Source organism: uncultured Ruegeria sp. (assembly GCF_947500045.1).
Taxonomy (GTDB): Bacteria; Pseudomonadota; Alphaproteobacteria; order Rhodobacterales; family Rhodobacteraceae; genus Ruegeria.
Window position 1 is genome coordinate 119,909 of record NZ_CANMQQ010000007.1, and the last position, 19,841, is coordinate 139,749.

Below are 19,841 nucleotides of genomic sequence, written 5' to 3' on the forward strand. Positions count from 1 at the left end.
CACGGCCCACAGTCGGCATTAGATATCTCTCAGAGTTCACCCATCGGCTTTCCGAGAACTGCCGTTCGTTCAAAGCGCAGCAATTTCAATGAGCGGATGGCCGTGAGACGAACAAACCTGCCATCGTTGAGAAGCGCTGTTAAGCAAACTTGATTGCTTTCAGAGACCCGACTAACGTTTCTGCAACCATGTATTTCGCGATTTTTAGGACATGTAGATATAGATGACACTTGATGTACAAACCGCCCGCCGCATAGCTCTAGATCATTGCGCTGCTTGGACAAACCGGGCGCCCGGCGATGTCGCCAGAAGATATGCTGAACATACAATCATGATAATGAACGGTGGCGACCCAATGAAGAGCCGGACGGAGATTGGCGACATGGCGGCGGGATTTATGGCTGACTTCCCTGACCTCGTTCTTAACCTCGACACGGTTCTCGTCGCCGATCACCACATGGTCTATGCGTGGACTTTCGAAGGCCATCATAAAGAGACTGGTAACCATGTTCGTTTCTCGGGCTGGGAAGAGTGGGACTTAGACGACGACCTGAACGTCACCAATTCGCTCGGTTGGTATGATGGTGTGGATTATGAACGCCAAGTTGCGGAAACATGACCATATCCGGCGCCAATTCGCGCACTGTACGCACAGTCATTTACGGCAAGTCAGACCCAATTTGACTCTAGTCGGTGCTCTTTGTCGTCTACAACAGGTGAGCGGGCGGCCATCGGAACATGCTTTTCTCGTATTCGGTAATTGATTTTGAAAGCCACTGTATGAACAGTTTTGCCGCTGGCCGGACCGGACCAGACAGCGTGACAAGGTAATAGCCGATCCGTGGTATTGGATCATCAAACAGCGCCACGAGTTGTCCTGACTTCAACTCGTCAGAGACAAAGGCCGGTACTGTCGCCCCAATACCGTCACCTCGGCGGATGCCATCCAACAGCATGTTGCCCGGCATGCGGATCACTCTCCGTTCCGCTTCGGGCGGGATGCCGGTCTTTTCCAGCCACAGATCAAACTCGACCGACGCCTGTTCCTGAAGAAGTGTGAAATCAAGCAATTCTACAGGGTTTTTGAGCACCCTGTTTCCGATCAGTTCGCGGGACGCGACGACCGTCAGACAACCAGGTAGCAGCATCTGTGAGACAAGCCCTGGCCAGCGACCTGTTCCGTATCGTACGGCCATATCAATTCCGCCCGGCTTGAGATCGACAGCCTGGATCGTTGAATCGATCCTCAATTCGATATTGGGGAATTCGTCAATGAACGTCGACAGTCGCGGCATGAGGCACGCGCTTGAAAACATCGGAGTCGCGCTGACCACCAACGGTCGAACCGACTCTGCACTCGTCACCCTCTCGGTCACGGAGGCCATTTCAGCGAAGGCTTCAAGCAAGCCAGCCGACAGGAATTCGCCTTGCGATGTCAGAGAAATGCCGTGCCGGGTGCGAGTGATAAGCCGGGTGCCGAGTTGTTGTTCTAGCACTCGGATTTGCTGGCTGACTGCGGAATGGGTCACGTTCAGTGCCTCTGCCGCCCGGGTCAGATTTTGAAACTCGGCGGCGGCGGCGAAAGCTCTGAGAGATGTCAACGAGGGAAGCGTGCGCCATTCCATAAGTTAGACCATCTAACAATATAGAAAAATTTACAACTATGCCATCTCCCCCTGCCGGCGCATGCTGGTGCTGGAACTCATTGGCGGACACAGGAGGCTAAGATCATGAAACTTGCTGTATTGGGACTGGGCAACATGGGGTCAGCGCTGGCGCATTGCCTGCTCAAGTCAGGTCACGATGTCAGCGTTTGGAACCGCACGCCGGAAAAGGCAGAGGTTTTCGCTGAGGTTGGCGCCACCATCTGCTCCTCACCGAATGATGCCATCGCGGCGCCTGATTTTGTCATCATTTGTATCAAGAGCCACACGGAAACAGTTGAACTAGTCAACGGGCTGAGTGTTTCGCTAGAGGGTAAGACTATCTGCGACATGAGCACGGGCGATACCTCGGATGCCGATAGACTGGTCGCCATCCTAGAGAAACAGGGGGCTGGCTACATGCTTGGCATGATCAATGCCTACCCTTCTGGCATTGGCGGTGACGAAACCACAATCCTGACGGTCGGCAGTGCCGGAACCTGGGACCGTTATGGCAGCGTCATCGGAAACCTGGGTGGAAAGTCCGCCCATGTTGGAGAGAAGCCAGCGGCGCTTGCCGCGCTCTTCGCCGGCCTCTTCACGGTTCGGCAGGGGTTTATGTTCGGAATGATATACGGTGCACTTGTTTGTCAGAAAGCGGGCATCCCGATGCAAATTTATGCCGACCAACTTCCTGCCACGATCAAATTGGTCAAGGACTACCATGATCTCTTTGCCAGAACCGTTCCGACCGAGGATTACGACAATGCAGAAGCCTCTCTGAAGGTTTACGCGATGGCGCAAGAGGATGCGTTGAAGACCTATCTCTCACTTAATGCTCCGGCTGATTTTATTCAGTTGATACATGACCGCACTAAGGCGGCCTGGGATGACGGCCATGGCGACAAACAACTGACCTCGCTTGTTCAACATATGACCGATGCCTGATGCAACAGACTCAAGCGGCCCGTACCAGTCATTCATCGCGCCCATCACCGCCGCAGTGCAGTTTTCGTATTGCTGCCATTCGTGCATCGTGCTGCATTCCGCACCGATGTCGCATATGAGTGATCAAAGCTCTGGCCGAGAAGTTAACTTAAGCCAAGAAGCTTTCTTGATCGGTCCAACATGACATTCATAGCGCCGCCCTCTTCCAACGCGGATGCCCATAAGTACGGCGTCCTTTTCGTCTTTGCGGCAGGGGTTCTGTGGTCAACGGTTGGCCTTGGCATTCGTCTAATCGAAGATGCTGTAGTGTGGCAGATTCTGCTTTACCGGTCGATCAGCATGTCTCTGTTCCTGTACGTGCTTATTCGAATGCGTTCAGGTGAAAACCCATTTGTTCAGATCCGTCGCGTTGGCTCCCCAGTTGTTATCGCCGGGCTTGCACTGGTCGCGGCCTATTCTGGTGGGATCTACGCGATCCAGCACACCTCGGTTGCGAATGCCATGTTGCTCTTTGCGACAGCGCCGTTCATGGCTGCGGTACTCGGGTGGATTGTGTTGCGAGAACCCGTGCGCGCCGCAACTTGGGTAGCGATCGCCGTCGCAATCGGCGGGATCGCGATCATGGTCGCCGAAAATTTCGGCAGCGTTGCGCTGAAGGGGAGCCTTTCTGCCCTTGGCTCAGCGGCTGGGTTCGCCGTCTTCACCGTCGCGCTACGATGGGGACGAACGGGAGAAATGCTGCCAGCGGTTTTTCTTTCGGGTCTCTTCGCAATTGTCATAACGCTGGGGATTTGCCTGGGGCTTGGGCTTTCGGTCATTCTGAGCTCGAATGACGGCGGCATCGCGATGGGTATGGGAGTGTTCCAGGTCGGCGCAGGTCTGATCCTCTACACGCTGGGCTCGCGTAGCCTCCCTGCAGCAGAGCTCGCCCTGTTATCTCTGGCCGAAGTCCTGCTCGGCCCGCTTTGGGTCTGGCTGTTTCTGGGGGAAACGGCGAGCGTGAACACCTTAACCGGCGGAGTGGTTTTGCTCTTGGCTATCGCTGGGAATGCGGTTTTAGGTAAGCGCCTAAAGCCTCCGCCCATCACCGCTCCATAGTAATAGAAGCCCACGGCCCATACCTACGATCTATACCCCGCAATCAGCGCCGCGCTGCTAGTTGCTCAAACCGGACTTTCATCGAGACCGCAGCAATTTGGCTTTGCCAAAGTCAGATCGGCGGAGTTTTTGAACCTCTGTCTCGCGACATCTTCATGTCGCAAGATTGGTATACACGCACCTTACCCTACAATAGCCGTTGGCCATGATACGCGCTTTGAACGAAAACTGGGCCCTGTTTCTTGGAATGCTCATGCTGATGGTCGCCAATGGCCTACTGGCGACATTATTGACAATTCGCGGGGCGAGCCTGGGGTTTAGCGACTTTACGATTTCGGTCATGCAGGCCAGCTATCCGCTTGGGGCACTCGCAGGGACAGCATTGGCGCCGAGGTTGGTAGAAAACGTTGGACACATTCGGGCATTCTCCGCTCTTGCTTCATTGGTTTCCATCGCCGCGATTGTCCATTTGCTCACCAGCAATGCGATCAGTTGGAGCGTCATGCGTTTGTTGGGGGGATTTTGTTACCCAGGTCTGTATGTAATTACCGAGAGCTGGCTGAACGCAAAATCCGACAACAGCACACGTGCACAAGTGTTATCGCTCTACTTCATCATTCAACTTGCCGGGCCTGCACTGGGCACGGCGCTTGTAGGTTTTCCTGACCCCACAGGAAATCTGCTTTTTGGGGTTGTCTCAATATTGATCTCGCTTTCAATTGTGCCATTGCTTTTATCTGGCAACAAAGCGCCAGAATACACCGTCCCGGAACGTATGCCTGTTACCCGGTTGTACAAAGTGTCACCCATCGCCGTCATCGGCATAGTTCTGGTCAGTATCGGCGTCGCAGCATCGTATATCACGTTGCCACTCTACGCCTTGCAGCAGGGTTTTTCAGCCGCGCAAGCATCCGGGGCTCTGGTTGCAGCGTTGATCGCCGGTGCCATTGTTCAATACCCGGTGGGTTGGATTTCCGATCATACCGACAGACGCTATGTAATCATTGGGCTAGGAACAATCGCCGCGCTTGCAGGCCTCTGGATGGCGGTCGATACCTCGCCGTCACACATTGTCTATGGGTTTGTGCTGATCGCGATTGGCTTGTACCCCGCCTATTCGATCTTGACTGCACACGCGAATGATCAGCTGAAGCTTTCTCAGATCGTGCCAGCCAGTGGCACTATGGTGTTGCTGTTGAATATTGGTTTGCTTGCTGGAACCATGTTGGGACCAAACTCGATATCTCTGTTCGGTGGCCGAGGTTTACAGTTTCTTTTGGTCGGTATTGGCATTTCTGTTGCCTTGGTTGCCCTGATACGCCGCTTTCAAGTTGCTGCCCCCGTTGAAACCGGAGAAGTGCAGGTTGTGGGCATTATCGGTGCAGCCCAACCTGGAGTTTTGCAAGCTGAGACCTGGGTTCAGGAAGAAGATGCGAATGCCAGTGAAGAAGACCCTTAAGATAAAGACATTTGGGCTGCCAGCATTGTTCTGCAGGTCATAATTTCTACCAGTTCGACGCCTCGCAGGTTGGATTAGGTGGTGTCCACCTGGTAGAAAGTCGAGCCGCCCAACATGTATTCAAATATCCGGCAATCGCAAACACTACACCTGTGTCTTTTGCAAGTGTTTTACCGGACGTTGTCTATTGCCGACCCGTGATTTTGACCTTACCCACAACCTTAGCGCCGCTTTCAGTTTCCATCGCCTTGGCCACGACATCCGCCTGAACCTGTGAAGTCGATGCAAGCTTTAGATCATCGCAATTTAAGCGGCCCTTATGCTTACCTTCAACCGTGATCTTCTTTGCCGACAATGCCCCGTCAACCGACCCGCTCAACTGAACGGTGATCGTCTCAGCGCTGACATCGCCGACCACGCAGCCATTGATTTCGACACTTCCCCCGCTTGAACTGACATTACCTTCGATTGTCAGATCTTCTTCAATTATTGAGCTCGACACATTGAAATCCTCTGATTGAGATAATGGCGACCCTAGAATGGAAATTGGAATTTGAACACCTTCCCCAACGGAAATTTGAGCCGTGTGCAGGTGTACGATGCCACGTAGCGCGCTTGCCGAAACTGGGTGAGCAAAGCCCAAAGTAGTCGCCTGACTGGACCCAATTATGCTACGCTGCAGCCCGCTATTGCTGCCGTTCATACGCGACGCAGCATTCCGAAATGATCTATTCTGTTGTTGGGGCGAATCTAACCCTGATAAGTTTTCACATGGAGAGACGATTGAACTGCTTCGATCTCTGTTTCTTAACGTCATGTCCACACCCGAACTGGGTGGTATCAATTCGGTCTCAAACCTTCTATGGCTGCCTGAAACCAAGAGAGGACACCCAATGCCTAAATCCAAAAAGCCCAAGGCGAAGCGCCCGGGTGCAAACCCTGTCAAGAAGCCTGCTTGGCATCAAGCGCTCAACGGCACTGCCGGACGACATGGGGAGAGGCCAACCAAAACTGGCAAAAAGGCACAGAATAAATCGGCGTAGGCCGACTGCGATTTTGAAGTGACTTGGTGAGATAGCCGTATTGGGCATCTTGGCAACTGCGAAACAGGAGTTGCGCCCGTGGTAGAGCCAGAAACATTTGCGTTCCTTGCGGATCTCGGAATGAACAACCGCAAAGCCTGGATGGACCAGCACCGCGAAGAACGCGATGACGCCTTGCGCAATTTCGCTGGTATCGCAATGACACTGCACGACTATACTGATCGCTTTGATCCTTTCGTCGCTGAGGCCGGGATCAAACCGAAGCGAAGCTTCACCAAATTCTTTCAGGAACCACGAGACCGCATCGGGCGTGCTCTATACCGCTCGGACGTGGATGTTTTTACCAATGCTGGTGATCCCGAGGAAAGCTTCGGATACTATCTCCACATCGAGCCAGAAAATTGCTACGCAGGAGGTGCACTTTTTAAACCCTCCAAGGACGCGCTCGCCCGAATGTGGACGCGTATGATCGATGATCCGAGCGGCCTGACAGCCATCTTGGACGACCCTCAGTTTAAGAAGACATTCCCAGACGGAATTGTCACGCGAAAGGCGTTGAGTACTGTGCCGGAAGGCTTTGCAAGTAACGACCCCGCCGCGCCCTATCTGAAAATGGCTGGCCTGGGATGCCGCAAAGATTTGCCAGACGCTCTACTGCTTGACGACGAGGTAATCGATCTGCTGATTGAGATCTTCCGCGCCGCCCGCCCGCTGGTGCACTACTTCGATTGACTCTGCGCAGAAAGAATAATGCGCGCGGGGGTGTTTTCGTGGGATGACGCTTCATCCGTGAACACAGTCTGCGTTCTCGGCAATGCAAAACGCGTACTGCATGAAGCTAATTTGTAGTACTCTGAGTCCCAAATAGCCCGTTGATACGCAAAACCCCCGCTGCCATCGGACAACGGGGGTTGCTTTTCAGCGTCGAGGAATGATTACATCATCCTTCGCGTTCCAGCTTCTTACGTGCCAGCTTTCTGGCGCGGCGGATCGCTTCAGCTTTCTGGCGCGCGTTTTTCTCGGATGGCTTCTCGAAATGTTGCTTGAGCTTCATTTCACGGAAAACGCCTTCCTTCTGGAGCTTTTTCTTAAGAACCCGAAGGGCCTGATCAACATTGTTGTCGCGAACACTAACCTGCATGTGGTTTACACCACCTTTCTAGTCTGAAGTTTGCAAGGATTTGCAGGAATAGGCCAAATAGCAATCTTGTCCTGGATTGTACAGCATAACGGGTGCAGGTGGGGCCGGAGGCAATTGTCATGCACACAGCATCTGCCATTTAGGCTAGATGATATTGAATTCGCAGACGGCCCAAACCCGCCATTCACTTGTCCATTCGAGCGCTGCGGTGCGGCCCGTCAGAGCCGACTTTCGCTGCAAGCGCAAAATCAGGAACGCGACGAACTGGGAGTCCGCGGACGAAGCAGTCATTGAACTTCGGCTAGCCTCTCCGCTGCAAACTCGGCAAGGGGTCGGCCAAAACATGGGTGTGGCCATGTGAGCGGCTCTTTCAACCTGTCAAACGCAAACAGGACTGACTTTCAAGTTGCACAGGAATTTGGTGAAAATACGAGAGCGAGAAAATTCCGAGTTTTTCAACACTATCCGGGCCAATCCGCTATTCGCGGGCCAGTCGGTCAATGTCCGCCAAAAGGCGGCAACGTTTTTCTTTATTGGTGGAGAATGCGTTCCAGTGCCTCCTTCGCCTCGATAACGATTTCTCGCACAATATCTCCAGCGGGTTGAACTTTCCTAACCATTGAAACGCCTTGTCCTGCCCACATTGATATGGCTTCAACATCGCCCGTTAAATCCGCACTGGGCGTCTTGGATTGATATCGTAAAACATCGCCTTTCTTTTCAGAGAATGCCACAACGTCACCTTCTCCGGGTCTTTGGCCGCTTTTCGGGCGGCCTGCATTCTCCCACATTTGGGTTGTGCTGTTTTTCAAGACCCTATGAGGTGCATTGGGCCAGTCGATGTTGAACAAGTTGTCAAAATAGGCCGTGTCATTCTCAGACGCCGCTAAGAGGTGTGACAAGTAGTCTGTATGAACATACGCCTCAGAAGCTGCAAGAAATCTCGTCCCCACCCATACTGCCGAAGCACCGAGCGATAGCGCCGCCGCTAATCCACGCCCGTCTGCAATTCCACCGGCTGCCACGACCGGCACATGACCAACCGCATCAACAATCGCTGGAATGAGCGCCATGCTCCCAACGGTTCCACGGACGTGACCTCCGGCTTCCCATCCCTGAGCACAAATCGCATCAGCGCCAAGGTCTGCTACAGCCTTTGCATCAGCTGCATCACCAGCGGTGTAAATGACTTTGGCGCCTCCAGACTTGGCGTGGGCGAGCATATCCCCAGGCGCTTTCCAAAAAATAGAAATGACCTCGACGCCTTCCTCCAGGCATATGTCGAGATGCTCAATGCTCGGGAAATCCATGTTCAGGTTCACACCGAATGGCTTGTCAGTGAGTTGCTTTATGTTGCGCACCGATTTTCGAAGCTCGTCTGCGTCAACGTGCCAAAGAGGTGCCAAACCGAGCCCACCTGCATTGCTGACAGCCGCAACCAAGGCGTCGGAGACTACCCCGGCCATGGGAGCCAAAACCACTGGGTAGTCAATGCCAAATGTTCGGCAAAATTCCGTTCGCACAAGTTGTTCTCTCTGAATATAGGTGTTTGATTGCAGTATTGTTGTCGCTTCAGCGCTTTCTGAGGGTTTTGATAACGGCTGCAGTCTCCTGGCTTCCAAAACCAGCATCCTGCGCTCGCCTAACCCACTCACGCATCAGCGTCGGGAGTTCGCTGTTAATACCCATAGAAATAGCGTGATCGTACAATCCAGTAACTGCCTCTCCCGCGACATCGACTGAAGCTCCACCTCCCGAAATCTTGTCGAATGAACCTGCGTGGATCGTTTCGGTCAGCGGAATTGCTCTGTCCCCCGGCGGCAGTATTGAGGTGAACTGTGACACAGGGACTCCTTCAGCCTCGCATACCAATGCGCCGTGAATGCTCCCAAAGATAATACCAAGAAGGCGCGAGAGAAACGCAAGTTCCAAGGTCGCAGCAGAACGCACATTTGAACCCAGATAGCGCATGTCCCCAGCGAGTACATTGAGGTCGCCATCGCATTCAGAAAATGTGGTACTGTCCCCAGCGACCGCGATCCGCCCCGATGGCTTCCCAATATTATCAGGCCAACACATAATGGTACCATCAAGGTAGCCTGCGCCCCACTCATTGAATTGCGCTTTGCTGTCCTCGGATTCTTGCGGGGATGACGTGCCGAGCTGAACAATATTACGTCCGGCAACTGCTTTCGAGACTTTTGGAGTTTCAAAGAGAGCATTTGTCGTTGAGTAGTTGAGAAGGCAGATCACCGTCTTTGGACTTGCGGTAATGGCTTCACTCAGATCAGAGACACCCTGAGCGCCTCTTTCCTGCAACGGCATCATTTTGTCTGGCGAACGGTTCCAGACGGTCACGCTACGCCCCGCATCCATGAGCGCGGTTGCCAACGCCGACCCCATCGCTCCCAATCCCACCACCGTAATATCACTTTTCATAAATGACCCCCCAACATGGCATTCGGGTTTTAGAACCCAAGCAAGCGAACGATAACACGTATCATGAATGGTGGTTCTTATTCTGAAGCTCCGTTACAGGATCATCCTGGGCCTTGGGTTCCCGTAGGTTGGTAAAAAAGTGTCCCCCGCCATCCGCGCGATGCTGCGCAGTTCCTCTTCGCTGGCATGAGCACGGGACGCGATCTGAATGCCGTCGTTCAAAGTGGCATCAAAACGAGCGAGTTCGCGCGGTGTGCGCGTTCAGTTGAGTTCCCCCTCGTCTGAGAATCTATTCAGGCAACCCCACTGCACGAAGCCCATCCAGAATTGCGTCCCACCGCGTGGGGTCCTGAAAATGGAACCGGCGCACGCCACTAATCCGGAAGTCCGGATCGGACGCCAATAAGGCATCCCGCGCCCTTTCTCCTTGATCAGATAGACCAGCCTGACCAGCCGCGCTGGCAAGATACAATTGAGCGACTGGTAATCCCGGCGAGTTTTGCAGCGCTCGATTGGCGTTGGCGATGGCATTCTCGAAATCACCCATAATCAGATAGGTCTGGGCTAACGCTTGTGGGACACGGTGATATATCCGGTTCTTGGCCAGAGAAAACGAGCCCTTTTTGATAGACTTCAGCGCAAGCTCTGGTTGGCCCATCAAGTTCTGGATCCAGCCAAGTACCATATGCCCCTGGGCAAACTGCGGACTTATTTCGAACCCTCGTTCAACACACCGCACCGCTGCATCCAAATCTCCGGTAATACCGTAATGAAAAATCCCCCGGATCAGGTGCACGTAGTCGCTTTGGTCATTCAACGACACCGCCTTGCTCAACCCGGCGTCGGCCGCTTCGATATCCTCCGTGCGTATCGGACGGTAACCCCATACCAATTCGCCGATCAACGTGTTCGCCTTCATCCCAACGGCCATAAAATTGCGTGGCTGGACCGTCAGGATCCTGTCCAGCAGACGTCCCGCCGCCTCCCATTCTTCAGGCTGCGATCCCATCATGTAATGCCCTGCAAGGTTCAGCATTGCCTCAGGATCGTTTGTCTCTGTCTCAGCCGCGCGCTCAGCAATTCGTTGCAGAATCCCGTATCGGATGGTTGTCGCGATTTCCCCTGACAACAGATCTTCTGCCAAGAAGGGGTCGGAAAGATCACCGTTCATCCGCTGGGTCAGATAGGTTGCCGATGTACCCGTCTCGCGCAGCTTAAGGGTGGCGCGGACCTGATTGCCGGAGGCATGAAACACCGCCGTGGCGATATGGTCCGAGCCCGCCTCGAGTGCGATCAGATCCAACCCTGTAAGATTGGCAAGCGCCGCCTCTACCGTGTGATTGCAAGCTTCGGCCAGCATCTTGGCATCGTCATTGTTGCCAAGGGTTTCGAATGCGGCGAGGGCTATCGTTGGTTTTTTGGATGTAACCCCGATGGACGGCGTGGTGACACTGTTCAATGCACCGCCATGGTCGGGAGGCCAGACAAAGGCGCGGATCGGGCGCGAGATGTTCTTCAGCGTCAACTCGCCCACATCCGTGAACAGCCCGTCCATTACGCCAACGATCTGGTCACGGACGGCAGCGGAGATGCAGATCCCGCCGGTCGGGGCTGCGCCTTCTAAGCGAGCCGCGAGATTCACACCGTCGCCATAAATGTCGCCGTCATCGACAACCACGTCGCCCAGATGAACGCCCATGCGGTAACTGATCTGCCGATCTTGAGGCACGGATTCTTCCTCTGCCCGCATCGCTTCTTGTGCCGAAATCGCGAACCGCACCGCTTCCACCACGCTTGAAAACTCGGCCAGAAATCCATCGCCGGTCGACTTAATGATCTTACCCCCAGCCTGCTCGATGCCGGGGTCGAGCACGGATAGGCGCAGTTCTTTCTGACGCGCGAGCGTGGCTTCCTCGGCGGATTCCACAAGCAGCGAAAAGCCTACAATGTCGGCTGCCAAGATCGAAGTGAGTTTGCGTTTCACCCTTGGGCTCGCGGGTTCAATGGAATCCAACCGGTTTTGTCCGGTTCGGGCACAACGACCCCATCCCCACCAAACGATGTCGGAACCGTCTTCCACTTCGGCAGGCCATCGGCCATGTCGAAAACACGTTCGCCATAGAAGATGTGAAAGGTCGGCTCAAAGCTCAAATCGGATTCGGCCAGCGACATCGCGTAAACCGCGACGATGTCCTTACCAGGTTTGATATTCACCAATGCACCACCGCATTTACCGCAGGAAACACGATGGCTCTCATCATTCTTGTCCGATTGAACCGTCGGCCCTGACAATGAGACCTTGTCTGCCGACCAGAGACACCAAGCATTGACCGGCGCTGAATGCCACTTTCTACAAGAGTGGCAATGACAATAAGCCATGATCATCGGCTTACCGGTGGTAGAAACACTACATGCGCCGCAGTAGCAGATTCCTTGGTAGGTTTCAGAAACGCCGCTCATCATCTTTTTCCCAAATCGATCAAGGGCGCTCTTTGTAACACACTAGGGACACCCGACTTCCTCAATACATTTCTACACATACATCCCTATTGTGCTGCCCCAAAGTGGCTTCTTCATCTCCGCTGCTGAACTTCGAACGATATCCTGAAAGAGCCTTTGTCCGGTGTCCATCGCAATCACTCGATTTCGGGGTTTCAGCCAGTTTAATATGTCACCATGCCAAAGGTAGCGACAACAACCGAAGATCTTGCAACCCGGATCATTGCTGCATTTGACGGCCTTGATCCACCTGCTGATGGTGAACTTCTTCACCCCGAATGTATGGATGACGTGGATATTCTTGAATTCTACGGCGGGGTCAAATGGCACGAGATGACCGATCAAATGATCATATACAATTACGCTGCCCCCACGGCTTTCAGCGCCAAAGCCTTTCAGTACTACTTGCCCGCATATCTGATTTGGACGCTGCTAAATTCAGACAGCCGGGAATATGCCAGTGAAAGCATCCTACTTGCACTCGACCCCGGCACATCGAAAGAAATGCTGCATGAGTTCAGGAAGTCCAAGTTCAACCAATTGACGCCTGCACAGAAAGAGGCCGTGTTGAGGTTTCTGTACTTTTTCAGCGACCATCCTGATCTCGGTGAATTTGCGGAATCCGCTTTGGTCAATTACTGGATTGACCAGGGCGTGCGGTCGCCGGGTCGAAGATTTTTACGTATTTGATGTGGCTCTTCGCAACTCTGTTCGTCGTAACCGGTTTACCGTTGGCATGGACTGAGGATGAGCAATGGCAACGACTATGGGGGGATCCAGTGCGCTGTCACTTACCCTTTTTTGCTATATCGATTGCAGCGGATGGTTTGCTTAGAGGCCAGATAAGAATTCATTTTTCGATTATTCACTGCTCCAGCCAACCGCGTTTGTGCTTCAGCGCAATCGCATTGGTGTTCGCTGCCGGTACCGGTGCCATCATTGCTGCTATCTGGGCAGTTTTCTTTAAGGATTGGTAAGATTTGCCCAGCACGGTGTGACTTCAGAACCAATGGGCCGATTTAGACTGAATGAATACGACCATTGCGATTTCGTTGTTTCGTCAGTTTTCCAGGCTTTCGAACCAGTCGAGCGCCATCGTGCCACATTCTTTTGGGTTGCCGTGCCCACCGTCGTGCAAAAAGAGTTCAAGACTACCGTGTTCGCATTCCCACCGTTTGCGCCAAAGATTGGCCGTCACTTCGTTTTCTGTCGCGTTGTGTTGGCATTCGTTTCTTCGGCGCCACAACGCAAGACCCTCCCAGACATCGGCCTGGGTAATGGTGATATCGAACTCTTCATTGTGTATTGATCTGCCCTCAAGCGGCACAACCTTGTCAGCAAAACCGTGAGTATGAAGCATATGAACGGGGCCAAGACACTCCTCGGTCATGGGAAGCCAGAAGCCACCGGACGCAGGGGCATAGCCACGCGCCAGGTCAGGCGCGAGGCACGCAACTTCCCACACCATGGAACCACCTCGTGAGAACCCTGTCAGCAGCACCTGGTCCGGGTTTACGTCTGCACGGGTCACGAGATCCGCCAGCACGTCACGGAGAAACCTGACATCAGAGCGGGGATAGGTAATCCACCCATCCCTAACCGACCAGTCAGCAGGTTTTCCTTCCAGCCATGGCAATGCGGTCGGTGCCACAAACGCATAACCCCGCGCGGTGAATGCTTCGACGAACTGCTTGTTTTTAAGTACCTTTGCTCCGGACCCGCCATAACCATGCAAGTGCATCACGACCGGCCCGCCCCGCCATTCATCTGGTAGGGCGATGTGGTATTCACCGGTGTCTATTTTGCAGGGATTGGATACTTCGCCGCAATCAAGCGCAAAGGCCTGCCCCGAAATCAGAAACATGGACAATGCGATTGTTACCTTTTCGAGCATATCTGGGTCCCTCCCGATGTCTGACCGTACCATATTACGGAAAGGGCTTTTTTGAGACGGCGGTGGTGCAGAATTCAACTTTGCTGAGCAGCCTCACCTGACTGATCCAAAAAGATTGTTAGTGCATCAGCGGCTTTTACTCCATTGAGATGATGGTTTGAGTTGCTGGCGGACGATACACGAACTCACATTTCGCGGGACTAAGCGGACGTACGCCGCACTAAGGCAAGTGATCCCGGAAGGATTGAGACCTAGTTGCAAAAGCCACTTAAGACCAATTTAGTTCGAGACCAATCGAAACTGGACAGATACTAGATCCGCTGCCGTCTTAGTCCGGGATTTCCACGGTTCCGACAATATGAGTTCGCCTCAGGGGCAGCGCTTGGTATGCTGAGGCGATATCTGTTGTCGCTATGCCGCTGCCAGTCATTCCTTCGTAGCGCCCCGTCCCGGTGACGATTTCCCAAGTGTTTGCCTCGCCTTTTTCCCCGGCCTTCCATCGCATGATAAAAGTGTCATCACCTTCACCGAAAACGCATATTCCATTGATTGAGTTGGTGCCGTCTTCAAATCCAAATCCAGAACCCAAACATCTGGCAGGCCCATCATCCATTGGACCCTCAATTACTTCGAAACCACCCCGATTGTCTGTTAGGTGAAAAATGTGATCCCCAAGGTCAAAGTTCTCTTGATTTAGAGGGTAGACATTGTTGATTTCGATGCGTTGCTCGTCAGCACTGGCGGGAACACCGAGTGTCGCCAAAAGCAGGCTAATCCGTAGGACTCTCATCTGGTTCTCCAAAGAATGCCACTCATCTTAAGGGCCTTCAAAGCATTTACAATCAGCAATAACTCTGCGGACCCACCACTAATGTTGTACGGGGTTACGCGGTTCCAGCCAATTGATGGCGGACCAAATCGGGCATCGGCAAGGGCTTGATGACGCTGCGGTGCAGCCCGCAGAAAAAGAATTTCGCTGCGGTTGCCAGTTGCCCGGCCAGATGAGGTCATGCTCAGGGAAGACACCCTGTCGTCGCCCTAAGGTTCACAGGAGACCCAAGACAATATAGATTTCTATGAAGATTTGACAGCAATAGGCGTGGATCAGAATGGCGCGACAGTTCCCACTCGAAGGTGACAAGACCTTTCTGGTTTATGCTGGCACTGGCACAGACCTGATATTTAATCATGGGGTTGAGCTACCCGGTTTCGCGTCGTTTCCATTGCTGGAAGAACCTGACACCAGGGCAATACTGGCTGGTCAAATGCAGGCACTTGTCGATCTCGCCGGTGAAATGAGTGTCGGATGCATCCTTGATGCGCCCACATGGATGGCGAACGCCGACCGAGCAGGGCCCTTGGGGTACGATGCAGAACGGCTCGTTGAGGTGAACAAGGATGCGGTCAGTCTAGTCGAGGGCGTGCGCCAAGCTGCCACTCGCGATGATGTACTGGTGTCAGCATGTATCGGCCCGCGTTATGATCCTTACGCCAACATTCCGCCGGTACCCGTCGAAGATGCACGTCAATACCACGCCGCTCAAATGCACAGCCTGAAAGACACAAGTGTCGACCTGGTCACCGCTTATACATTCAACCGCCCAAGCGAGGCAGCGGGATGCATCCTCGCCGCCCGAGACGCTGATCTGCCGATCATCATGTCTCTGGTTGTTGAGACAGACGGGTGCCTGGCAGATGGAACCAAACTTGTGGACGGAATTGACCATATCGACGGGGCAACCGACGCAGCGGCGCTGTTTTTTATGGTCAACTGCGCTCATCCTACCCATTTCGCCGGAGCGCTTGGCAACCACCCACGACTTAGAGGCATGGTGGCGAACGCTTCGAGCTGCTCGCATGCGGAACTTGACGAAGCAGATGAACTGGACGAAGGCGATCCAATTGAGCTTGGTAAACAGATTGCCGCGATTGCGCAGCAGAATCCATCGATTCAAGTATTTGGAGGATGCTGCGGTACCGACATGCGCCACCTGAAATCGATGGCCGGCGAATTGGCGTAATCAACTTGGTACAATCTGAGCGATAACGCTGATATCTAAGGTGATACCGTGATTTTTTTCCGCAACTTGTTGGGAGGCGGCCCATTCCTGCCCATCACTGATTGGTCAATATGCTGCGCTTGAGCCCGCACAGCCGCCGTTCGCTGCGAACGCAGAGTTCGCGAAATGACAAATGCCGCCGCCGTCGCCACTGGTTGCAAATAGAACAATACGTAGGTTTATTCCCAACGCTTGTGAGCTGGCTATCCGGCGGAATTCGACCAATACATGTATGGGTTGTTGAATTGAAATCACTCGTCTGGTAGCACACGGAGTTGGAAACCCTGATACAGGAGAGATCAGATATGATGAATTGTCAGACTTCAATGCTTCGCGCGGTAGGCGCAGTAGCCCGTTAAAGCGGTCTGACAGGTTTCCGATCTGAAGGCCGCCTCGTGAGCGGCCTTTTTTGTGTTTTCCTCATGTGGCGGCTTTCCATCATTTCATGGAGAGAACAATGCCAAGCTTATCACTTTACATTCCAATCAGCCGGTCGCGTGGCCTCTTACTGCGGCTAGCGGCAATCTTCGCCCATCGACCCAGCGTGGAACGGCCTGTTCTGCGCGGAAGAGCCGAGTTGCCGGCTCACCTGAGAAAGGACGTCGGCCTTCCGCCGGAGGTTGAACACCCACCTCCCTCGCATTACCGGTTCCCCTTTTAACGAACCGACCAAGCAAGGGCATTAAGCTGCCCTTGCTCTTGACTATTACGCCGTGTGCGGAGTGATGCGTATCTTCATTCCGCGCGATAAATGAACCCTGTTGCATACAGTTCCTTTTGACGTGTGTTCAAGGCCGCCAGAGAGATCATTTCACACTCGTCCTGCAACTTGCGAAGACCAAGCCGGCTGGTCCGAAGAAAAGCTGGCCAAACTGGAAGAGGAAGTCCTGTCCATTCATGAACGGCTCAGGCCAAGTGTCGAAAGCGGCAGCGCCGTCGAGAACACCAGCATGTCCGATGTAAAAAACTGCCGTTGAAGTCGCATCGACCTACGAAGGTTTTCTGGAAAAGCCAGTCCTTCTTTTCAAACCCAATAAATTCCACTTCACGTCATGATGTTGCGTGTTTGCTTGCCGTGCCGGGTCGGCAAGACAACAGGATCAGGACCAGAAAGGACAGGTTTAGTACGACGTTGAAGGGCGCCCCTACCAAAATGGAGCCTGAACTGTCGACGCAAAACCAGGACCATGCCGTAATCTGAGCGGTCTTGGTCGCGGCCACCGCCGATACCGGGGCAACGTATGTTCCCAGCGCCCATTGCATTCCCCCCAAGCCGACCGTCAAGCCGCCGGTGATCACCAGCAGTAAAGGCGACGGAACCATCAGTTCCGCGGGAACATCGTGAATTGGCCAATACGCGATTTGCAGAAAGATATACGCAACGGGATGAAGAAACTGAAACGCGGCCAGCGCAAAAAGCGCCCCGGTTGCAATAAGAACACCGCCTGAAATTCGCATTGCTGATTGTTGTTGGGTCATGAGCTTCTCCTTTCGATATGCGCCCTTCATGCAGCTTGCGGCGGACGCAAATCAATTACCTCAGAGGTAAGTGAATTCTGTTCGGACCCTTGCTAAACTCAGGTCATGACACCCTATCCCGGCATGTTGAAAGAGTGGCGAAAGCGGCGCAGGATGAGCCAGCTGGACCTTGCGGTCGAAGCCGAGGTCAGTGCGCGCCATATCTCATTTCTTGAAACCGGGCGGTCCCGACCCAGCCCGGACATGATCCTTCACCTGTCCGAGGTCATGAACCTTCCGGTCGAAACCCGAAATCAGATGATGCGCGCCGAAGGATTCGCGCCGTGTTTTGCGGCAACACCGATTGATGACGCGGCGATGTCGCCCATTCGGGACGCGGTCGAATGGACTCTGCAGCAACATGCCCCTTACCCTGGAATGGTGTTGGACCGGCTCTGGACGGTTGTAATGCTCAACAGCGGTGCCCAAAAGCTGTTCAAGCCACTGGGGATCGGCGAGGGGCAAAGCCTGCTGGATCTGCTGACCAGCCCGTTGATGCCTGAGCTTGTCGAAAACTGGCCCGAGGTCGCGCATCACACGATGTTGCGGCTGCGCGCTGAAAGCGCCAACGCAGGCGGCATACCCGCACTGGACGCCGCAGCGCGCACGTTGTCGCAACAGGGGCACGCCCGAAGTGACGCGGTGATCGGGCCGACAATTTCTACGATCTACCGCTTTGGTGGTCAGCGGCTTTCCCTGTTTGGAACCATTGCGCAATTCAGCACGGTCACGGATGTCACGCTGGACGATTTGAAGATTGAGCTGTTTTTTCCGGCCGACGACCAAAGTGCCAAATTTCTGCGTGATCTTGCCCACGTGGCTGCCAATTAGATGGTGGTTTGACTAGAGCCCACCACGTCCCGGCGAACCCCGTTCATTCCTGACCTTGGAAGGGTTCCCGCCATTGCGGCCCAAACCTGCCGTTCACAGACCGGTCAAGATGCCGCGGTCGCAGCCCGCTTACCGGCCATTCACTGCGGGAGCAAAATCTCGAGGTCCACGAATGCTAAAGTCGCGGGACAAAGCGCCTTTTAGCTGCAATTGCGCCAATGGCCGATTTCCGAGATTGATTGGGTCGAAAGCCACGGCTCGTGAAAGCGTTGCTGTGTTTAAGCTTTGTCCCAGCAGCCCTATTGGACAGTTTCGGAAACGCGGTCCTGTCTAGGGGAGCGTCCGAATTTTCGGGCATATTCTCTTGAGAATTGAGCAGGGCTTTCATATCCGACCCCATAGGCAATCTCTGAGATCTTTGAGCCGGTGGTTTGCAGCTCATTTCGGGCATGAAGCAAGCGCAGGTCTTTCTGGTATTGCAGCGGCGAGGTTCCCGTGACGGCCTTGAACTGCTCAAAAAAGGCCGAACTGCTCATACCTACGCGCCCGGCAAGTTCTCCGACGACAAGGGGATTAGCCAGATCTGACCGGATTTCGTGCCACACCAGTTTTTGAAGTGTGCCGCCATGCTGCCCGATTAGCAGGCGGGCATGGATTTCGCGCGCCGTGATCGGCGCCAGCATGTGACGCGTCTCTTCGGTTTTGCACTGTTGAAAATACCGCAACAGGGCACTTTTCATGTCATCATCGGTTTCCGCGAGGCAGATCGAAAATGGATCAGTCGCTCGATGGGTGGATGACTGCGGCAGTGACGCGGCCAGGGTGCGCAAGAGATCCAGATCAAGGGGGAACACGAGCGCGACGTAGGGGAGTTCGGGTGTTGCCTCGGTAATACTTGAGACAACCGGCAGCGCGTTGCTGACGATCAGCGACTGCCCGGCCTGCACGGTGAGCGTTCTGGTACTGGTCCCGACCTCTTTGGCACCTTGCAGCACCGCGCAAAGTAGCGGGCGGTAGACATTTGATTCATGTTGGGTGGTCGCCGGATGGGTGAGAAAAACCGCCGCGCTTTCCTTATGCGTCAGGACACCCTGCGCGACGCCTGCGTGGTCAAGCAGCGCAAGAACATAGTCCAATAGGGTACAGGGTTCCAAGACTGCCTCCTGTCGTTGCCCACATCGCTAGCACAAAAGCAAAGTGAGTTATTACTGAAAACACGAATGTCTGGAGGATTGAGCAAGAAAATAGGAGAAAGTTGAAAGATGTGT

General features: G+C 53.9%; 19 protein-coding genes. 8 read left to right on the top strand and 11 right to left on the bottom strand.

All coding sequences use genetic code 11. The features are described 5' to 3' along the window. Nucleotides 1-223 precede the first annotated feature (223 nt). Entirely contained in the window at nucleotides 224-619 is a 396-nt protein-coding gene (locus Q1B46_RS13310) for a nuclear transport factor 2 family protein (RefSeq protein WP_299948720.1), read from the top strand. A gap of 88 nt (nucleotides 620-707) precedes the next feature. Here the strand turns inward: Q1B46_RS13310 and Q1B46_RS13315 are convergent, their stop codons facing one another. Then, on the bottom strand, nucleotides 708-1,625 hold the full coding sequence (locus tag Q1B46_RS13315; RefSeq protein ID WP_299948723.1) for a LysR substrate-binding domain-containing protein: 918 nt from the start codon (nucleotides 1,623-1,625) through the stop codon (nucleotides 708-710). Between the two features lie 51 nt (nucleotides 1,626-1,676). On the opposite strand from Q1B46_RS13315, the gene Q1B46_RS13320 reads away from it, so the two are divergent. The 3 genes from Q1B46_RS13320 to Q1B46_RS13330 all read left to right on the top strand — a co-directional run bounded on the left by Q1B46_RS13320 (nucleotide 1,677) and on the right by Q1B46_RS13330 (nucleotide 5,148). Continuing rightward, a complete protein-coding gene (locus tag Q1B46_RS13320; RefSeq protein WP_299948919.1) occupies nucleotides 1,677-2,591 on the top strand; it encodes an NAD(P)-binding domain-containing protein in 915 nt (304 codons plus the stop codon). Nucleotides 2,592-2,771: 180 nt separating this feature from the next. Continuing rightward, nucleotides 2,772-3,689: a DMT family transporter gene (locus Q1B46_RS13325; RefSeq protein ID WP_299948725.1), complete on the top strand. Its 918-nt coding sequence runs from the start codon at nucleotides 2,772-2,774 to the stop codon at nucleotides 3,687-3,689. 205 nt (nucleotides 3,690-3,894) lie between these two features. Beyond that, a complete protein-coding gene (locus tag Q1B46_RS13330) occupies nucleotides 3,895-5,148 on the top strand; it encodes an MFS transporter (protein ID WP_299948727.1) in 1,254 nt (417 codons plus the stop codon). A gap of 184 nt (nucleotides 5,149-5,332) precedes the next feature. On the opposite strand, the gene Q1B46_RS13335 is transcribed toward Q1B46_RS13330, so the two are convergent. Then, nucleotides 5,333-5,650 (bottom strand): polymer-forming cytoskeletal protein, encoded by a 318-nt coding sequence (locus Q1B46_RS13335; RefSeq protein WP_299666632.1) that lies wholly within the window; start codon nucleotides 5,648-5,650, stop codon nucleotides 5,333-5,335. 619 nt (nucleotides 5,651-6,269) lie between these two features. Here Q1B46_RS13335 and Q1B46_RS13340 point away from each other — a divergent pair. Further along, nucleotides 6,270-6,923, top strand: coding sequence for a DUF2461 family protein (locus Q1B46_RS13340; RefSeq protein WP_299948730.1), 654 nt, complete (start codon nucleotides 6,270-6,272; stop codon nucleotides 6,921-6,923). Between the two features lie 208 nt (nucleotides 6,924-7,131). On the opposite strand, the gene rpsU is transcribed toward Q1B46_RS13340, so the two are convergent. The 5 genes from rpsU to Q1B46_RS13365 all read right to left on the bottom strand — a co-directional run bounded on the left by rpsU (nucleotide 7,132) and on the right by Q1B46_RS13365 (nucleotide 12,234). Continuing rightward, entirely contained in the window at nucleotides 7,132-7,332 is a 201-nt protein-coding gene (rpsU, locus tag Q1B46_RS13345) for a 30S ribosomal protein S21 (RefSeq protein ID WP_040700433.1), read from the bottom strand. Between the two features lie 530 nt (nucleotides 7,333-7,862). Next, a complete protein-coding gene (locus Q1B46_RS13350) occupies nucleotides 7,863-8,963 on the bottom strand; it encodes a nitronate monooxygenase (protein WP_299948732.1) in 1,101 nt (366 codons plus the stop codon). Next, nucleotides 8,905-9,771, bottom strand: coding sequence for an NAD(P)-binding domain-containing protein (locus Q1B46_RS13355; RefSeq protein WP_299948734.1), 867 nt, complete (start codon nucleotides 9,769-9,771; stop codon nucleotides 8,905-8,907). The genes Q1B46_RS13350 and Q1B46_RS13355 overlap by 59 nt, the downstream gene beginning before the upstream one ends. 289 nt (nucleotides 9,772-10,060) lie before the next feature. Beyond that, entirely contained in the window at nucleotides 10,061-11,755 is a 1,695-nt protein-coding gene (locus tag Q1B46_RS13360; RefSeq protein WP_299948736.1) for an adenylate/guanylate cyclase domain-containing protein, read from the bottom strand. Then, nucleotides 11,752-12,234, bottom strand: a complete 483-nt coding sequence (locus Q1B46_RS13365) for a GFA family protein (RefSeq protein ID WP_366871533.1) — start codon at nucleotides 12,232-12,234, stop codon at nucleotides 11,752-11,754. Before Q1B46_RS13365 ends, Q1B46_RS13360 begins: the two co-directional genes overlap by 4 nt. A 213-nt stretch (nucleotides 12,235-12,447) precedes the next feature. Between Q1B46_RS13365 and Q1B46_RS13370 the strand changes: the two genes are divergently transcribed. Continuing rightward, on the top strand, nucleotides 12,448-12,960 hold the full coding sequence (locus Q1B46_RS13370) for a DUF6714 family protein (RefSeq protein ID WP_299948738.1): 513 nt from the start codon (nucleotides 12,448-12,450) through the stop codon (nucleotides 12,958-12,960). A gap of 370 nt (nucleotides 12,961-13,330) precedes the next feature. On the opposite strand, the gene Q1B46_RS13375 is transcribed toward Q1B46_RS13370, so the two are convergent. Continuing rightward, entirely contained in the window at nucleotides 13,331-14,164 is an 834-nt protein-coding gene (locus tag Q1B46_RS13375; RefSeq protein ID WP_299948740.1) for a polyhydroxybutyrate depolymerase, read from the bottom strand. Between the two features lie 328 nt (nucleotides 14,165-14,492). Then, on the bottom strand, nucleotides 14,493-14,927 hold the full coding sequence (locus Q1B46_RS13380) for a hypothetical protein (protein WP_282154233.1): 435 nt from the start codon (nucleotides 14,925-14,927) through the stop codon (nucleotides 14,493-14,495). A 346-nt stretch (nucleotides 14,928-15,273) separates the two neighbouring features. On the opposite strand from Q1B46_RS13380, the gene Q1B46_RS13385 reads away from it, so the two are divergent. After that, nucleotides 15,274-16,185 (top strand): homocysteine S-methyltransferase family protein, encoded by a 912-nt coding sequence (locus Q1B46_RS13385; RefSeq protein ID WP_282154232.1) that lies wholly within the window; start codon nucleotides 15,274-15,276, stop codon nucleotides 16,183-16,185. A 1,089-nt stretch (nucleotides 16,186-17,274) separates the two neighbouring features. Here the strand turns inward: Q1B46_RS13385 and Q1B46_RS13390 are convergent. Then, nucleotides 17,275-17,703, bottom strand: a complete 429-nt coding sequence (locus Q1B46_RS13390; RefSeq protein ID WP_299948743.1) for a hypothetical protein — start codon at nucleotides 17,701-17,703, stop codon at nucleotides 17,275-17,277. Between the two features lie 105 nt (nucleotides 17,704-17,808). On the opposite strand from Q1B46_RS13390, the gene Q1B46_RS13395 reads away from it, so the two are divergent. Beyond that, the gene (locus Q1B46_RS13395) at nucleotides 17,809-18,573 is read left to right on the top strand and encodes a helix-turn-helix transcriptional regulator (RefSeq protein WP_299948745.1); all 765 of its coding nucleotides are present in this window, start codon (nucleotides 17,809-17,811) and stop codon (nucleotides 18,571-18,573) included. 299 nt (nucleotides 18,574-18,872) lie between these two features. On the opposite strand, the gene Q1B46_RS13400 is transcribed toward Q1B46_RS13395, so the two are convergent. Beyond that, a complete protein-coding gene (locus Q1B46_RS13400) occupies nucleotides 18,873-19,727 on the bottom strand; it encodes an AraC family transcriptional regulator (protein WP_299948747.1) in 855 nt (284 codons plus the stop codon). Nucleotides 19,728-19,841 lie beyond the last annotated feature (114 nt).

Excerpts from the sequence above, each read along its gene's own strand:
- Q1B46_RS13310 (WP_299948720.1), top strand. The coding sequence starts at position 224 with ATGACACTTGATGTACAAACCGCCCGCCGCATAGCTCTAGATCATTGC.
- Q1B46_RS13315 (WP_299948723.1), bottom strand. The coding sequence starts at position 1,625 with ATGGAATGGCGCACGCTTCCCTCGTTGACATCTCTCAGAGCTTTCGCC.
- Q1B46_RS13325 (WP_299948725.1), top strand. The coding sequence starts at position 2,772 with ATGACATTCATAGCGCCGCCCTCTTCCAACGCGGATGCCCATAAGTAC.
- Q1B46_RS13330 (WP_299948727.1), top strand. The coding sequence starts at position 3,895 with ATGATACGCGCTTTGAACGAAAACTGGGCCCTGTTTCTTGGAATGCTC.
- rpsU (WP_040700433.1), bottom strand. The coding sequence starts at position 7,332 with ATGCAGGTTAGTGTTCGCGACAACAATGTTGATCAGGCCCTTCGGGTT.
- Q1B46_RS13350 (WP_299948732.1), bottom strand. The coding sequence starts at position 8,963 with ATGCTGGTTTTGGAAGCCAGGAGACTGCAGCCGTTATCAAAACCCTCA.
- Q1B46_RS13355 (WP_299948734.1), bottom strand. The coding sequence starts at position 9,771 with ATGAAAAGTGATATTACGGTGGTGGGATTGGGAGCGATGGGGTCGGCG.
- Q1B46_RS13365 (WP_366871533.1), bottom strand. The coding sequence starts at position 12,234 with ATGATGAGCGGCGTTTCTGAAACCTACCAAGGAATCTGCTACTGCGGC.
- Q1B46_RS13370 (WP_299948738.1), top strand. The coding sequence starts at position 12,448 with ATGCCAAAGGTAGCGACAACAACCGAAGATCTTGCAACCCGGATCATT.
- Q1B46_RS13375 (WP_299948740.1), bottom strand. The coding sequence starts at position 14,164 with ATGCTCGAAAAGGTAACAATCGCATTGTCCATGTTTCTGATTTCGGGG.
- Q1B46_RS13385 (WP_282154232.1), top strand. The coding sequence starts at position 15,274 with ATGGCGCGACAGTTCCCACTCGAAGGTGACAAGACCTTTCTGGTTTAT.
- Q1B46_RS13390 (WP_299948743.1), bottom strand. The coding sequence starts at position 17,703 with ATGACCCAACAACAATCAGCAATGCGAATTTCAGGCGGTGTTCTTATT.
- Q1B46_RS13395 (WP_299948745.1), top strand. The coding sequence starts at position 17,809 with ATGACACCCTATCCCGGCATGTTGAAAGAGTGGCGAAAGCGGCGCAGG.